The organism is Pseudomonas sp. NFPP12 (assembly GCF_900103205.1).
Classification (GTDB): Bacteria; Pseudomonadota; Gammaproteobacteria; order Pseudomonadales; family Pseudomonadaceae; genus Aquipseudomonas; species Aquipseudomonas protegens.
This window is the reverse complement of record NZ_FMWW01000005.1, coordinates 421,469-434,054: the sequence shown is the minus strand read 5'-3', so window position 1 is coordinate 434,054 and position 12,586 is coordinate 421,469. Positions and strand designations below refer to the sequence as shown.

The window sequence follows — 12,586 nt, the reverse complement described above, 5'->3', positions numbered from 1 at the left end:
GAGCTCGAACGTGGCGGTATTGAAGACGGCGAGCAGTTTACCGTCAGACAGGGCTCAGCCTTAAACTGATTTTATTTTTTGACGCCAGATTTCTAGCGTATTCAGAAGGAGGCGCCTACGGAATCCGACAGACGGGAACCCCGCAGGCCGATGCAGGTTGTTCAGGCGACTTCTTTGACGTTCAGGATGGTCAGCAGGCCCTGGGCATGTTCAGCAGCGTCCCGCCCGAGGCTGGTCAGATAGCCTCCATCGGGTTGGGTGATCAGTTCCTTGTCAAACAGGCGTTGGGCGGCGGCGATGGCAGAAGGGGCGGCGGTCTGATGGATTTTCAGGCCTTCCTGGGAGTTGTCCAGGTTGAAGAGTGCAAGGATTTCCAGTTCGGCAACCAACTCAGGGGTATACGACATAAGGACTCCAGACTTTCTAGGAATTAGAGGTCAGCGTTCTTAAGGTGAACGCAGAAAGGCGGCGTGTCCAGCGTTCGCTGAGGAGTTTTATCCCCGGGTGCAGCGGTATTTGGCCGCAGGGTGGTGGCAGTGTAGTCGGGGCGCGAGGCGCGGGTGGGAAAGAGTGCCGGAGCCTGCGCTCCGGCAGCGCGGTGTCACTGCTTTTCGGGAGGCAGTTCCGGCAGGGCGCGAAGGGCGGCTTCGTACCATTGGGTGTCGAAGGCGCGGTCCTGTTCGAGGATGGCGTCGATCTCGATCGCCAGTACATGGGCCATCAGATTGAGGATTTCCTCGCGCTCGTAGCCCACCAGGGTGAGCTTGTTGAACGTGGCCTTGGCCGCTGGTGGGTTGTCGCTTTCGATCTGGTTCTCGATCGCTTCGATCAGGGTATTTTCGGCGAACTCTTCTTCGTCGGTGTCGATATCGGTTGGCTCGCTCATGGCAGGCTCCTCAAGGAAAGGTCGCCAGTTTACTCGTATTCAGCGGCTCGATGCTGCTGGCCAGAGTGGGATTAACCTTCTATAAAAAACCCCTGCCAACCCCTGCACGGCCTGGAGGCTACGGGATGTTCAAGCTCTATGGGTTCGCCATCAGCAACTACTACAACATGGTCAAGCTGGCCTTGCTGGAGAAGGGGCTGCCTTTCGAAGAGGTGCTGTTCTACGCCGGCCAGAGCCCCGAGGCGCTGGCTATCAGCCCTCGGGGCAAGGTTCCGGTACTGGAGGTGGAGCAGGGCTTCATCAGCGAAACCAGTGCGATTCTCGATTACCTGGAGCAAGTGCGGCCGGCGCCGGCGCTGTTGCCGAAGGATGCGTTCGAACGTGCCCAGGTGCTGGCACTGGCCAAGGAGATCGAACTGTACATAGAGCTGCCGGCCCGGGCCTGTTTCCCTGAAGCGTTCTTCGGCGCGACCCTGCCCGAGGCGATCAAGGAGAAGGCCGGGATCGAATTGCTACAAGGCTTTGCCGCATTGCGCCGGCATGCCCGGTTCGCCCCCTATGTAGCGGGCGCCAGCCTGAGTGTGGCGGACCTGTATTTTCAGTACAGCGTGAACCTTGCCCTGATAGTCGGGGACAAGTTGTTCGGAATCGATTTTTTGGCCGAGATGCCCGAGGCCCGGGCCTTGCTCGAGCGCCTGGAGCAGACCCCCAACGCTCGGCGCATCGCCGCTGACAAGGCGGCACTGATGGCCGCCAGAAGGTCAGGGCGCTAGGAACCTGCTCGCACCGGCAGAGGATGCCGGCGCGGGCAGGCTCGCAAGGGCTTAGCGGCTGGCCAGCAGGGCCTGGCCGCGGGCCACTGCCGCCCGGACCTGGGCCGGTGCGGTGCCGCCGATGTGGTTACGGGCATTCACCGAGCCTTCCAGGGTCAGCACGGCGAACACGTCCTGTTCGATCTGGTCGCTGAACTTGCGCAGCTCTTCCAGGCTCATTTCCGCCAGGTCCTTGCCAGTTTCCACGCCGTACTTCACCGCATGGCCGACGATTTCGTGACAGTCGCGGAACGGCAGGCCACGGCGTACCAGGTAGTCCGCCAGGTCGGTGGCGGTGGAAAAACCGCGCAGGGCCGCCTCGCGCATGATGGCGTGCTTGGGCTTGATGGCCGGGATCATGTCGGCGAAGGCCCGCAGCGAGTCGCGCAAGGTGTCGGCGGCGTCGAACAGCGGTTCCTTATCTTCCTGGTTGTCCTTGTTGTAGGCCAGGGGCTGGCCTTTCATCAGGGTCAACAGCCCCATCAGCGCGCCGAATACCCGGCCGCTCTTGCCCCGTACCAGTTCCGGCACGTCGGGGTTTTTCTTTTGCGGCATGATCGAGCTGCCGGTGCAGAAGCGGTCCGGCAGGTCGATGAACTGGAATTGCGCGCTGGTCCACAGCACCAGCTCTTCGGAAAACCGCGACAGGTGCATCATCGCCACGCTGGCGGCGGCGCAGAATTCAATGGCGAAGTCCCGGTCCGAAACGCTGTCCAGGGAGTTGCCGCCCACAGCTTCGAAGCCCAGCAACTGGCAGGTCAGCTCGCGGTCGATCGGGTAGGTGGTGCCAGCCAGCGCGGCGCTGCCCAGGGGCATGCGGTTGGTGCGCTTGCGGCAGTCCACCAGGCGCTCGTAGTCACGGCTGAGCATCTCGAACCAGGCCAGCATGTGGTGGCCGAAGGTCACCGGTTGGGCGGTCTGCAAGTGGGTGAAGCCCGGCATGATGCTCTCGGCTTCACGCTCGGCCAGCTCCAGCAGGCCTTTTTGCAGGCGGGTGATTTCACCGAGGATCAGGTCGATCTCGTCCCGCAGCCACAGGCGGATGTCGGTGGCCACCTGGTCGTTGCGGCTGCGGCCGGTGTGCAGTTTCTTGCCGGTGATGCCGATGCGGTCGGTCAGGCGCGCTTCGATGTTCATGTGCACGTCTTCGAGGTCCACGCGCCAGTCGAAATGGCCGGCCTCGATCTCGCCCTGGATGGTCTTCAGGCCGTCGATGATGCTGTCGCGCTCGGCATCGGTGAGCACGCCGACCTTGGCCAGCATGGTGGCGTGGGCGATGGAGCCCATGATGTCATGGCGATACAGGCGCTGGTCGAAAGTGACAGAGGCGGTGAAGCGGGCGACGAAGGCGTCGACGGGTTCACTGAAGCGGCCGCCCCAGGACTGATTGGTCTTGTCAGTGCTCATGAATTCGCTCGTGATCTGCTGAAGGAAGATGGCGTGAAAAACAGGCGCCGATAATAACAGGGTTGCCCGGGCTGTCGCTGGCGCTGGTCGGCAGCTTTTTTCTGCGCCGGACACCTGGGTGGCTTGTCGCCGGCCTCGGGGGCGCAGAGACTGAGGTCGGCGCAGTCGAAGGTGCTTCCTGCGAGGTGAGCGCCTTGAGTGCGGAAGGTGATATCGGTCAAACGATATTTATCGATTGAGCAATATCGTCTTGGCAACCGTCTACAGTTGGACAGGAGGACCGGCACAATTGCGTAACACCCCTCGCGTGTTCGCAGTGGGCCCCTCCAGCAAGTTCACACCGCGCAGGGCCAGGCAATCCGTCCACCAAACGAGACGGGTGCGGGCAGGGTGGGCGGCGACCACAATCACGAGGGGGGCTTTGTGTTGAATACCAGCATTCCCTGCGACGTCGTCGCGCATCAGCCGACCTTGAGCGGTATCGGGCAGGCACGGGCAAATATTGGTGCCCGACTTGCGGCACTTTTTGGCCTTCGCACTAGTCTTAGCGTGGATCGCGGTGACGGACGTCACTCCACCTGTCTACGCTATCCTTGTGCGAGACTCACGCAGGAATCCAGCGCAATATGAATGTCCTGATCGTTGATGACGAACCCCTAGCCCGCGAGCGCCTGAGCCGGATGGTCAGTGAGCTCGAGGGATACAGTGTCCTGGAGCCCAGCGCCACCAATGGCGAAGAGGCGTTGAGCCTGATCGACAGCCTGAAGCCGGATATCGTCTTGCTCGACGTCCGCATGCCAGGGCTGGACGGTCTGCAGGTCGCCGGCAAGCTGTGCGAGCGCGAGACGCCTCCGGCGCTGGTGTTCTGCGCTGCGCCGGACGAATTCGCTCTGGAGGCCTTCGAGGCCAGCGGCGTCGTCCACCTGGTCAAGCCGGTGCGCTCCGAGCTGTTGCTGGAGGCCTTGAAAAAGGCCGAGAAGCCCAACCGTGTACAACTGGCGGCACTGACCCGCCCCGCGGCCGAAAGCGGTAACGGCCCGCGCAGCCATATCAGCGCCCGTACGCGCAAAGGCATCGAGCTCATCCCCCTGGCCCAGGTGGTGTATTTCATCGCCGACCATAAATACGTGACCCTGCGCCACGAGGGCGGCGAGGTGCTTCTGGATGAGCCCCTGAAGGCTCTGGAAGATGAATTCGGCGACCGCTTTGTGCGTATCCACCGCAATGCGCTGGTGGCCCGCGAGCGTATCGAGCGTCTGCAGCGCACACCGTTGGGGCACTTCCAGTTGTACCTCAAGGGCCTCAATGGCGATGCGCTGATTGTCAGCCGGCGGCATGTGGCGGGCGTGCGCAAGATGATGCAACAGCTCTAGGCCAGGGTTTGAGCCCCGCATTGGGTGAAGCCTGGCGTCGGGAGGAGGCTAGGTTTCTGATACAAGTCAAAGCTGATTTGGTTGAGCTGTTATTATCTGCCGTATCTATTCAGTACGGATTGATCCATGTCCTCTCGCGAAATCCGCATCGCTACCCGCAAAAGTGCTCTGGCCTTGTGGCAGGCCGAATACGTCAAAGCCCGTCTGCAAGAGGCCCATCCGGGTCTTGTCGTGACCCTGGTGCCCATGGTCAGCCGCGGCGACAAACTATTGGACTCGCCCTTGTCGAAAATCGGTGGCAAGGGTCTGTTCGTCAAGGAACTGGAAACCGCGCTGCTGGAAAACCAGGCCGATATCGCCGTGCACTCGATGAAAGACGTGCCCATGGACTTCCCGGAAGGCCTGGGTCTGTTCTGCATCTGCGAGCGCGAAGATCCGCGTGATGCCTTTGTTTCCAACACCTACGCCAGCCTCGACGAGTTGCCTGAAGGCAGCGTGGTGGGCACCTCCAGCCTGCGCCGTCAGGCTCAGTTACTGACCCGTCGCCCCGACCTGCAGATCCGTTTTCTGCGGGGCAACGTCAATACCCGTCTGGCCAAGCTGGATGCCGGCGAATACGACGCCATCATCCTCGCGGCCGCCGGCCTGATCCGCCTCGGATTCGAGGATCGCATCAGTTCCTCCATCAGTGTCGACGACAGCCTGCCCGCCGGTGGCCAGGGCGCCGTCGGCATCGAGTGCCGCAGTGCCGATACTGAAATCCACGCCTTGCTGGCCCCCCTGCATCACGCCGACACAGCCAGCCGGGTAACCGCCGAGCGCGCACTGAACAAGCACCTCAACGGTGGTTGCCAGGTGCCGATTGCCTGCTATGCGGTGCTGGAAGGCGAGCAGATCTGGCTGCGCGGCCTGGTGGGCGAGCCTAGCGGCGGCCTGCTGCTCAGCGCCGAAGCTCGTGGCCCTCGCGCATCGGCCGCCGAGCTGGGTGTGCAAGTGGCGGATGCCCTGCTGGCCCAGGGCGCCGATGACATTCTGCGCGCGGTCTACGGCGAGGCGGGCGAGGAGTGACTGGCTGGCGCCTGCTGCTGACCCGGCCGGCTGAGGACTGCGCCGCGCTGGCGGCGATCCTGGCGCAGTCCGAGATTTTGAGCAGCAGCCTGCCATTGCTGGAAATCCAGGCGTTGCCGGTCAGTGACTCGCAGCGGGCTACCCTGCTGGCATTCGACCAGTACTGTGCGGTGATTGTGGTCAGCAAGCCGGCGGCGCATCTTGGCCTGGAGCTGTTGCGCCAGTATTGGCCGCAACCACCAGGCCAGGCCTGGTTCACCGTAGGCGCCGCTACCGCGCAGATCCTTGCGGATGCCAGCTTGCCAGTGGCCTATCCCCAGCAGGGCGATGACAGTGAAGCCTTGCTTGAACTTCCCCAATTGCGCGAGGCTATCCGCCGGCCTGATCCACGGGTGTTGATCGTGCGCGGGGAGGGTGGGCGCGAGCTGCTCTCTGAGCGCTTGCGCGCCCTAGGTGCTAGTGTCGATTATCTGGAACTCTACCGCCGCTGCCTGCCGCACTACGCCGAAGGCGCGTTGCTCCAGCGGATTGAAGTGGAACGCTTGAACGGGCTGGTGGTCAGCAGTGGACAAGGTTTCAGCCACTTGCGGCAGCTGGCGGGGCCCGCCTGGCCGCAACTGGCGAAGATGCCGTTGTTTGTTCCAAGCCCCCGGGTCGCCGACATGGCGCACGCCGCAGGGGCGGAAAAAGTTGTGGATTGTCGCGGCGCCAGTGCCGCGGCTTTGCTAACGGCGTTACGGGAGCAACCCGTGCCCGTTCTCTAAACGCAAAGGATGGATACGTGAGCGAAACAGCCTTGCCTAAAGATGAAGCCCAGCCGGTGCCCGAGACACCTGCTGAACCCACGAAACCAACCGTTGAGCGTCGTGGCAACGGGTTGGCAATTCTGGCCCTGCTGCTGGGGGCGGCGGGCGTCGCCGTTGGTGGCTGGGGGATCTGGCAGGTGCGCCACCTGCAAGTCAATAACCAGCAGCAGTTCAGTCAGTTGCAGGCCCTGGGTGATCAGGCCCAGAGTCTCAAGCTCAGCGAACAGCGCTTGAGCGAACGCCTGGAACAACTGCCCGCGGCCGATGAGCTGGAAGACCGGCGGCGTCTGGTGGCCCAGTTGCAGGGTGACCAGCAGCGCCTGAACCAGCGCCTGGAAACCGTACTGGGCGCCAGCCGCAAGGACTGGCGCCTGGCGGAAGCCGAGCACCTGTTGCGCCTGGCCAGCCTGCGTCTTTCGGCGCTGCAGGACATCAGCAGCGCACAGGCGCTGGTCCAGGGCGCCGACGATATTCTGAGGGAGCAGAACGACCCGGGTTCCTTCGCAGCCCGCGAGCAGTTGGCCAAGAGCCTGGCGGCCCTGCGCAGCACCGAGCAGCCGGACCGCACCGGGCTGTTCCTGCAACTGGGGGCTTTGCGTGACCAGGTGCTGGAACTGAGCGCCGTGGCTCCGGAGTACAAGGACCGCGGTGAATCGCTGCTCGGCCTGACAGCCGATGGTGACGGCGCCAGCCGCTGGGCCCAGTGGTGGGATCAGATCTCGCGCTATTTCCGCATCGACTTCAACGCCGACAAGAACATCCGTCCCTTGCTGGCCGGTCAGGGCCTGACCCAAGTGCGCCTGGCCCTGAGCCTGGCGCTGGAGCAGGCGCAGTGGGCTGCCCTGAACGGCCAGGCCGCGGTCTATACCCAGGCGTTGACCGAAGCCCGCGACGTGCTCACCGGCAACTTCAATCAGGACAACCCGCAAAGCAAGATCATGCTCGAGCGCCTGGTCGAGCTGAGCAAGCAGCCGGTGACGGTCGTCACCCCGGACTTGGCCAAGACCCTGAGTACGGTCCAGGCCTACCTGGAGCGGCGTAACCTGAATGTCGAAGAGTCGGTCAAGCCTCTGGCCAAGCCTGCGGCGAACAGCGCCCAGGAGACGAGCCCATGAAGCGTACCTATGTGATCGTCCTGCTGGTCATTGCGGCCATCGGCCTGCTGGGTCTGGCCATTGCCGAGCATCCCGGGTACGTACTGATCGCCTACAGCAACTTCCGTTACGAATCGAGCCTGTGGGCAACCCTGGCCCTGGTGGCGCTGGTCTGGCTGGTGGTCTGGGGCATCAAGCTGCTGATCGAGCTGGTGATGGTGTCCGGTGGTGTGGTCAATCCCTGGTCACGGCGCAATCGCAGCCGCCGGGTGCAGATCGCCATCGAGCAGGGTCAGATGGACCTCGCCGAAGGGCGCTGGGCCAGCGCGCAGAAGCACCTGCAGCGTGCCGCCGAGGCCGAGCGCCAGCCGCTGCTCTACTACCTCGGCGCTGCCCGGGCGGCCAACGAGCAGGGCCACTATGAAGAATGCGACCGGTTGCTGGAGCGGGCGCTGACCCGCCAGCCCCAGGCAGAGCTGGCCGTGGCCCTGAGCCACGCCCAACTGCAGACGGATCGCGGCGATACCGAGGGAGCCCTGAGCACCCTGCAGGCCATGCATGAGCGCCATCCCCATAGCGTCCAGGTGTTGCGCCAGTTGCAGCGGCTGCATCAGCAGCGTGGCGACTGGTCGGCCCTGATCCGTCTGTTGCCCGAGTTGCGCAAGGACAAGGCGCTGCCGGCCAGCGAACTGCAGGAACTGGAACGTCGGGCCTGGGGTGAAAACCTGTCCCTGGCCGCGCGTCGTGAAGAAGATGAGGTTGCCGGCCTGCAATCTCTCAATCGTGCCTGGCAACAGTTGACCTCGGCACAGCGCCAGGAGCCGCAGTTGGTGCTGGCCTATGCCGAACAACTGCGTCAACTGGGCGCGGGGGCCGAGGCGGAAGAGGCCCTGCGCACGGCAATCAAGCGCAAGTACGAAAGCCACCTGGCACGGCTCTATGGGCTGGTGCGTGGCAGCGATCCGTCGCGCCAGTTGCAGACCGCCGAGCACTGGCTGAAAGAGCATGCGGACGATCCGAGCCTGCTGCTGACCCTGGGCCGCCTGTGCCTGCAGAACAGCCTGTGGGGCAAGGCCCGGGACTATCTGGAAAGCAGCCTGCGCTTGCAACGCAACCCCGAAGCCTGTGCGGAACTGGCACGCCTGCTGGCACAGCTGGGGGATACCGAACGCAGTAACCAACTGTTCCAGGAAGGTCTGGGCATGCTCGATGAGCGCCTGCTGGCCTCACCGCTGCCGGTCCCGGTGCGGGCCTGAGGTGTCCCGGGGCCGGTTGCCTGTTTCAGGCAACCGGCCCTTTTGCTGCTGTACCTGCGGCGCTGTTGTCGATCGGTTGCGACATAGCGCTTCTTGAAAGCAGCGAGCGCTTTCTCTACCGTGGCTGCCTGTTTCTCCCGTTACGGATATCTCATGTCGCTGGCCGGCTCCCGCTTGCTGTTCTCCCTGGTGTTCCTGGTGGGGGCCTTGGCCTCGTGGGCGGCGTTCAACCTGCAAACGGGTGGCGGCCTCGAGTCCTGTTCGCTGTGGGGCGTGCAGCGCCTGCTGTTGCTGGCATTGGGTGGGGTCAATCTGCTGGCCGTGATCCAGGGGCCAGGGCGCGTGGGGCGGGCGGTCTACTGGGGGCTCAACCTGCTGTTGGGCCTGCTGGGGGTGGTCACCGCGGGACGCCATGTGCTGTTGCAGAACATTCCCTCCGAACAGTTGCTGGCCTGCCTGCCGGACATGTCCTTCATGCTCCGCCAGCTGTCCTGGTGGCAGGCGTTGAAGCTGACTTTCATGGGCACCTCCGATTGCGCTGAGGTCACCTGGACCCTGCTGGACATGAGCTTGCCGGAGTGGAGCCTGCTGTTTTTCGTGATCATGCTGATCTTTAGCGGCTACCGCCTGTGGCGTCAGCTACGGGGCGCGCGCAAGGCCGTGGCGTTGCCCTGAGTCAGTGTTTGGCAGGAGGGCGGGGATTAAACGCTTGTATGAACTTTATCTCCTGCGTACCTTGATGCTGTAGTCGAGCGGGCATAATCTGGCCCGCACCTGTCACTGGAATTATGTTGCTCGATGCTGTTATGCCTGACCGGATCCAGAGTCTCCAGAAAGGAGCGGCGGGCAAGCGGCATGACCCATAAGGGAAGAGAGATCACCATGCTCGAAAGTTGTCAGAATGCTCAGGAACGCTGGGGTGGAGTGCATCTGCTGATCGACCGCTGGTTGCAGGAGCGTCACGAACTGGTTCGAGCCTATGATGCGCTGGGCGCCGAGCCCGAGGCACTGAGTGAGAGCAAGAAGCCGCTGCAGGAATTCTGCGGGATCCTGGTGGACTACGTCTCCGCCGGCCATTTTGAAATCTACGAACAGCTGACCAGCGAAGCCAAGGCGTTTGGCGACAAGCGCGGGCTGGAGTTGGCCGACACCCTCTACCCACGCATCGACGTGATCACCGAAAAGCTCCTGGCGTTCAATGACCTGTGCGACGCCGGCCAGTGCGTGGCGCAGAAGTTCAAGGAACTCGGTGGCTTGCTGCACGAACGCTTCGAGCTGGAAGACTGCCTGATCGAAGTGCTGCACAACGCCCACAAGCAGGAAGCTGTGGCTCAGGCCTGAGCACAGGAACCTACCAGGAAAAACGGCACGCCTCGGCGTGCCGTTTTTCGTTGTGGCGCTTCAGCCAGCGACACCGAGCAATTCGATGTCGAACACCAGTGGGGTGTAGGGCGCGATCAGGTCCCCGGCGCCTTCGGTGCCATAGGCCTGGTTCGACGGGATTACCAGGCGCCACCGGGCTCCGGTGGGCATCTGCGACAGTGCGCTACGCCAGCCGGCGATCACGCTGTCGAGGCGGAACCATTGCGGCTGCTGGGTCTGATCGAACACGGTGCCGTCTGGCAGGCGCCCGGTGTAGCGCACCTGGACCGAGCCGTTGGGGCTGGCCTTGTTGCCGCTGCCAGGGCTCAACTCGGTCAGCAGGATGCCGTCTTCCAGTTGGCGGACCCCGGGCTTGGCCTTTTCCTCATCGAGAAAGCGCTGTTCGTTTTTCAGCGCGATCTCGGTCTGAGACTTGGCCGACTGTTCGCTGATCTGTGCGTCGTGCTCGGCAAGGATCTGTTCGATGCGTTCGCTTTTCAGCGCCAGAGGCTTGCCTTGATAGGCGGCCCTCAAGCCTTCGACCAGGGCCTGGATCTGCAGGTCGGGCACCTCATCGCGCAGGCGCTCACCGAGGCTTGCCCCCAGGCTGTAGGCAAGATCGTGAGCGTTGTTGGATGGTGCTTCGGCAGCCGCCTGAGCCAGTGGCAAGAACAGGCTCAAGGATAAAAACAGGTAACGCGACATGGGCACTCTCCGGCCTGAGTTGCGGTGGATTATGCCAGCGACAAAGCGCTCGTTGGTGAGCAACTTCGATGGGGGCGAAGAACATTTTCGTTCGGCTGCAACGCCAGGCTTTCGATACTGTCAACATGCCCTAGCGGCGGTAGCAGCAGAGGTCTAGTATGAGCCGCAACTCACGTCAGCCAGGAGGTAAACCATGTCGGCCAATAAGAAGCCTGTAAATACTCCGTTGCATTTGCTCCAACAGCTGTCGGGCAGCTTGCTCGAACATTTGGAAAACGCTTGTTCCCAAGCCTTGGCTGATGCTGAAAAACTGCTCGCCAAGCTGGAAAAACAACGGGGCAAGGCGCAGGAAAAACTGCACAAATCGCGCACCAAACTGCAGGACGCTGCGGCGGCCGGCAAGGCCAAGGCACAAGCCAAGGCGAAGACCGCGGTCAAGGAACTCGAAGACTTGCTGGACGCCCTGAAAGAGCGTCAGGCACAAACCCGCAGCTACATTCTGCAACTCAAGCGCGATGCCCAGGAGAGCCTGAAACTGGCTCAAGGCGTGGGTCGTGTGAAGGAAGCGGTAGGCAAGGCATTGAGCTCTCGTGATGCCAAGCCGGCAGCGGTAGCAGCTAAAAAACCGGCGGCCAAGCCTGCTGCCAAGGTACCGGCCAAACCTGTTGCCAAGCCGGCGGCGAAAAAACCTGTTGCTGCCAGTGCAGCCAAGCCCGCCGCGGCCAAAACCGCAGCTGCCAAACCAGCGGCCAAGCCTGTTGCCGGCAAAGCGGCGGCTGCCAAACCGGTAGCTGCCAAGCCAGCCGCCAAGCCCGCTGCGAAGCCTGCGACCAAAGCCGCTGCGGCCAAGCCAGCTGCTAAACCTGCCGCCAAGCCCGTAGCCGCCAAGCCAGCAGCGAAACCTGCTGCCACCAAGACCGCTGCGGCTAAACCGGCTGCCGCCAAACCGGCCGCTAAACCGGCAGCGAAACCCGCCGCTACAAAAGCTCCGGCCAAACCCGCGAGCAAACCTGCAGCTGCCAAGCCAGCCGCGGCATCGGCGGCCAAGCCTGCCGCCAAGCCTGCTGCCGCCAAACCCGCAGCAAAACCCGCTGCCAAGCCGGCCGCGAAAAAGCCTGCTGCCAAGCCCGCAGCCGCCAAGCCTGCTGTAGCCAAGCCAACTGCTCCAGTTGCCAAACCTGCAGCTCCCGCGCCCGCAGCGGCCAAGCCTGCAACTCCTGCTCCGGCTGCCTCGCCGGCACCAGCTGCAAGTGCACCTGCTGTTCCTGCGTCGGCTCCAGCCAGCAACCCTTCCAGCGCTTCCTAAGCGCCGGCCACCGCGATGCGCAGTACCTGCAGCGCATTGCGGTTCCGGACGGCGGCTTCGGCCGCCAGTCCTTCCAGCCAGTCATTCAGGCTCCGGGCCTGAGCTTCGGGCCACTTTCGTGCCCCTTCCTGCAGACGCAGCAGCAACTGCCGTTCGGCATCCAGCTCCAGGGCCTTGAGTTGTTCGCGCAAGGTGCTCAGTTGCACGTCGCTGGCCGCGGCGGCTCGCCACTCAATCCGCAGTTTGCGCAGGGGTTCGACCACCTCCTGATACCAGGGCGCAGCCAACTCTTCGAGCGCTTGCAGGCGCTGCTTATCGCAGTCGACCCCCCTTTGGCCAAGCCAGGCGCCACAGAGCAACAGACAGACATTGGCCCCGCCATCCTGCAGTTGCAGGCAGGCCTCCTGCACACCGGGCAGGGCGTAGGTCTTCAGGGCAAAGCTCCACAGGTCAGGGGACATATTGCTACTCGCGCCAGTTGCTAGCGAAGCTGGTAGACTCCGCCGCCATT

At 63.2% G+C, this 12,586-nt stretch carries 14 protein-coding genes; 9 read left to right on the top strand and 5 right to left on the bottom strand.

Annotated features, from left to right (window positions below; genetic code table 11):
* Window positions 1-161: 161 nt before the first annotated feature.
* Both BLS75_RS23145 and BLS75_RS23140 read right to left on the bottom strand, forming a co-directional pair.
* Entirely contained in the window at window positions 162-407 is a 246-nt protein-coding gene (locus BLS75_RS23145; RefSeq protein WP_011064180.1) for a TIGR02647 family protein, read from the bottom strand.
* 194 nt (window positions 408-601) lie between these two features.
* Window positions 602-886 (bottom strand): hypothetical protein, encoded by a 285-nt coding sequence (locus tag BLS75_RS23140; RefSeq protein WP_011064179.1) that lies wholly within the window; start codon window positions 884-886, stop codon window positions 602-604.
* Between the two features lie 125 nt (window positions 887-1,011).
* Between BLS75_RS23140 and BLS75_RS23135 the strand changes: the two genes are divergently transcribed.
* Window positions 1,012-1,659 (top strand): glutathione S-transferase, encoded by a 648-nt coding sequence (locus BLS75_RS23135; RefSeq protein ID WP_011064178.1) that lies wholly within the window; start codon window positions 1,012-1,014, stop codon window positions 1,657-1,659.
* Window positions 1,660-1,710: 51 nt separating this feature from the next.
* Here BLS75_RS23135 and argH read toward each other — a convergent pair whose 3' ends face one another.
* On the bottom strand, window positions 1,711-3,105 hold the full coding sequence (gene argH, locus BLS75_RS23130; protein ID WP_041120368.1) for an argininosuccinate lyase: 1,395 nt from the start codon (window positions 3,103-3,105) through the stop codon (window positions 1,711-1,713).
* 626 nt (window positions 3,106-3,731) lie between these two features.
* Between argH and BLS75_RS23125 the strand changes: the two genes are divergently transcribed.
* The 7 genes from BLS75_RS23125 (at window position 3,732) to BLS75_RS23095 (ending at window position 10,043) form a co-directional block, all read left to right on the top strand.
* Window positions 3,732-4,478, top strand: coding sequence for a LytR/AlgR family response regulator transcription factor (locus tag BLS75_RS23125; protein ID WP_072451848.1), 747 nt, complete (start codon window positions 3,732-3,734; stop codon window positions 4,476-4,478).
* A 126-nt stretch (window positions 4,479-4,604) separates the two neighbouring features.
* On the top strand, window positions 4,605-5,546 hold the full coding sequence (hemC, locus tag BLS75_RS23120; RefSeq protein ID WP_041120366.1) for a hydroxymethylbilane synthase: 942 nt from the start codon (window positions 4,605-4,607) through the stop codon (window positions 5,544-5,546).
* Entirely contained in the window at window positions 5,543-6,310 is a 768-nt protein-coding gene (locus BLS75_RS23115; protein ID WP_072451847.1) for a uroporphyrinogen-III synthase, read from the top strand. The genes hemC and BLS75_RS23115 overlap by 4 nt, the downstream gene beginning before the upstream one ends.
* 17 nt (window positions 6,311-6,327) lie before the next feature.
* Entirely contained in the window at window positions 6,328-7,467 is a 1,140-nt protein-coding gene (locus tag BLS75_RS23110) for a uroporphyrinogen-III C-methyltransferase (RefSeq protein ID WP_072451846.1), read from the top strand.
* The gene (locus BLS75_RS23105) at window positions 7,464-8,702 is read left to right on the top strand and encodes a heme biosynthesis protein HemY (protein WP_011064172.1); all 1,239 of its coding nucleotides are present in this window, start codon (window positions 7,464-7,466) and stop codon (window positions 8,700-8,702) included. Before BLS75_RS23110 ends, BLS75_RS23105 begins: the two co-directional genes overlap by 4 nt.
* A gap of 153 nt (window positions 8,703-8,855) precedes the next feature.
* Complete coding sequence (locus tag BLS75_RS23100; protein ID WP_053160388.1) at window positions 8,856-9,377, top strand: disulfide bond formation protein B; 522 nt, start codon at window positions 8,856-8,858, stop codon at window positions 9,375-9,377.
* A 207-nt stretch (window positions 9,378-9,584) separates the two neighbouring features.
* Window positions 9,585-10,043, top strand: a complete 459-nt coding sequence (locus BLS75_RS23095; RefSeq protein WP_011064170.1) for an Rsd/AlgQ family anti-sigma factor — start codon at window positions 9,585-9,587, stop codon at window positions 10,041-10,043.
* A 60-nt stretch (window positions 10,044-10,103) separates the two neighbouring features.
* On the opposite strand, the gene BLS75_RS23090 is transcribed toward BLS75_RS23095, so the two are convergent.
* Window positions 10,104-10,769 carry an FKBP-type peptidyl-prolyl cis-trans isomerase gene (locus BLS75_RS23090; RefSeq protein WP_011064169.1) on the bottom strand — a complete coding sequence of 222 codons (666 nt, stop codon included), beginning with the start codon at window positions 10,767-10,769 and terminating at the stop codon, window positions 10,104-10,106.
* A 193-nt stretch (window positions 10,770-10,962) separates the two neighbouring features.
* On the opposite strand from BLS75_RS23090, the gene BLS75_RS23085 reads away from it, so the two are divergent.
* Window positions 10,963-12,075: an AlgP family protein gene (locus BLS75_RS23085; protein ID WP_072451845.1), complete on the top strand. Its 1,113-nt coding sequence runs from the start codon at window positions 10,963-10,965 to the stop codon at window positions 12,073-12,075.
* Here BLS75_RS23085 and BLS75_RS23080 read toward each other — a convergent pair.
* Entirely contained in the window at window positions 12,072-12,536 is a 465-nt protein-coding gene (locus BLS75_RS23080) for a TIGR02444 family protein (RefSeq protein ID WP_011064167.1), read from the bottom strand. The genes BLS75_RS23085 and BLS75_RS23080 overlap by 4 nt on opposite strands.
* Between the last annotated feature and the right edge of the window lie 50 nt (window positions 12,537-12,586).

Excerpts from the sequence above, each read along its gene's own strand:
- BLS75_RS23135 (WP_011064178.1), top strand. The coding sequence starts at position 1,012 with ATGTTCAAGCTCTATGGGTTCGCCATCAGCAACTACTACAACATGGTC.
- BLS75_RS23125 (WP_072451848.1), top strand. The coding sequence starts at position 3,732 with ATGAATGTCCTGATCGTTGATGACGAACCCCTAGCCCGCGAGCGCCTG.
- BLS75_RS23095 (WP_011064170.1), top strand. The coding sequence starts at position 9,585 with ATGCTCGAAAGTTGTCAGAATGCTCAGGAACGCTGGGGTGGAGTGCAT.
- BLS75_RS23085 (WP_072451845.1), top strand. The coding sequence starts at position 10,963 with ATGTCGGCCAATAAGAAGCCTGTAAATACTCCGTTGCATTTGCTCCAA.
- BLS75_RS23100 (WP_053160388.1), top strand. The coding sequence starts at position 8,856 with ATGTCGCTGGCCGGCTCCCGCTTGCTGTTCTCCCTGGTGTTCCTGGTG.
- BLS75_RS23145 (WP_011064180.1), bottom strand. The coding sequence starts at position 407 with ATGTCGTATACCCCTGAGTTGGTTGCCGAACTGGAAATCCTTGCACTC.
- BLS75_RS23105 (WP_011064172.1), top strand. The coding sequence starts at position 7,464 with ATGAAGCGTACCTATGTGATCGTCCTGCTGGTCATTGCGGCCATCGGC.
- BLS75_RS23140 (WP_011064179.1), bottom strand. The coding sequence starts at position 886 with ATGAGCGAGCCAACCGATATCGACACCGACGAAGAAGAGTTCGCCGAA.
- argH (WP_041120368.1), bottom strand. The coding sequence starts at position 3,105 with ATGAGCACTGACAAGACCAATCAGTCCTGGGGCGGCCGCTTCAGTGAA.
- BLS75_RS23080 (WP_011064167.1), bottom strand. The coding sequence starts at position 12,536 with ATGTCCCCTGACCTGTGGAGCTTTGCCCTGAAGACCTACGCCCTGCCC.
- hemC (WP_041120366.1), top strand. The coding sequence starts at position 4,605 with ATGTCCTCTCGCGAAATCCGCATCGCTACCCGCAAAAGTGCTCTGGCC.
- BLS75_RS23090 (WP_011064169.1), bottom strand. The coding sequence starts at position 10,769 with ATGTCGCGTTACCTGTTTTTATCCTTGAGCCTGTTCTTGCCACTGGCT.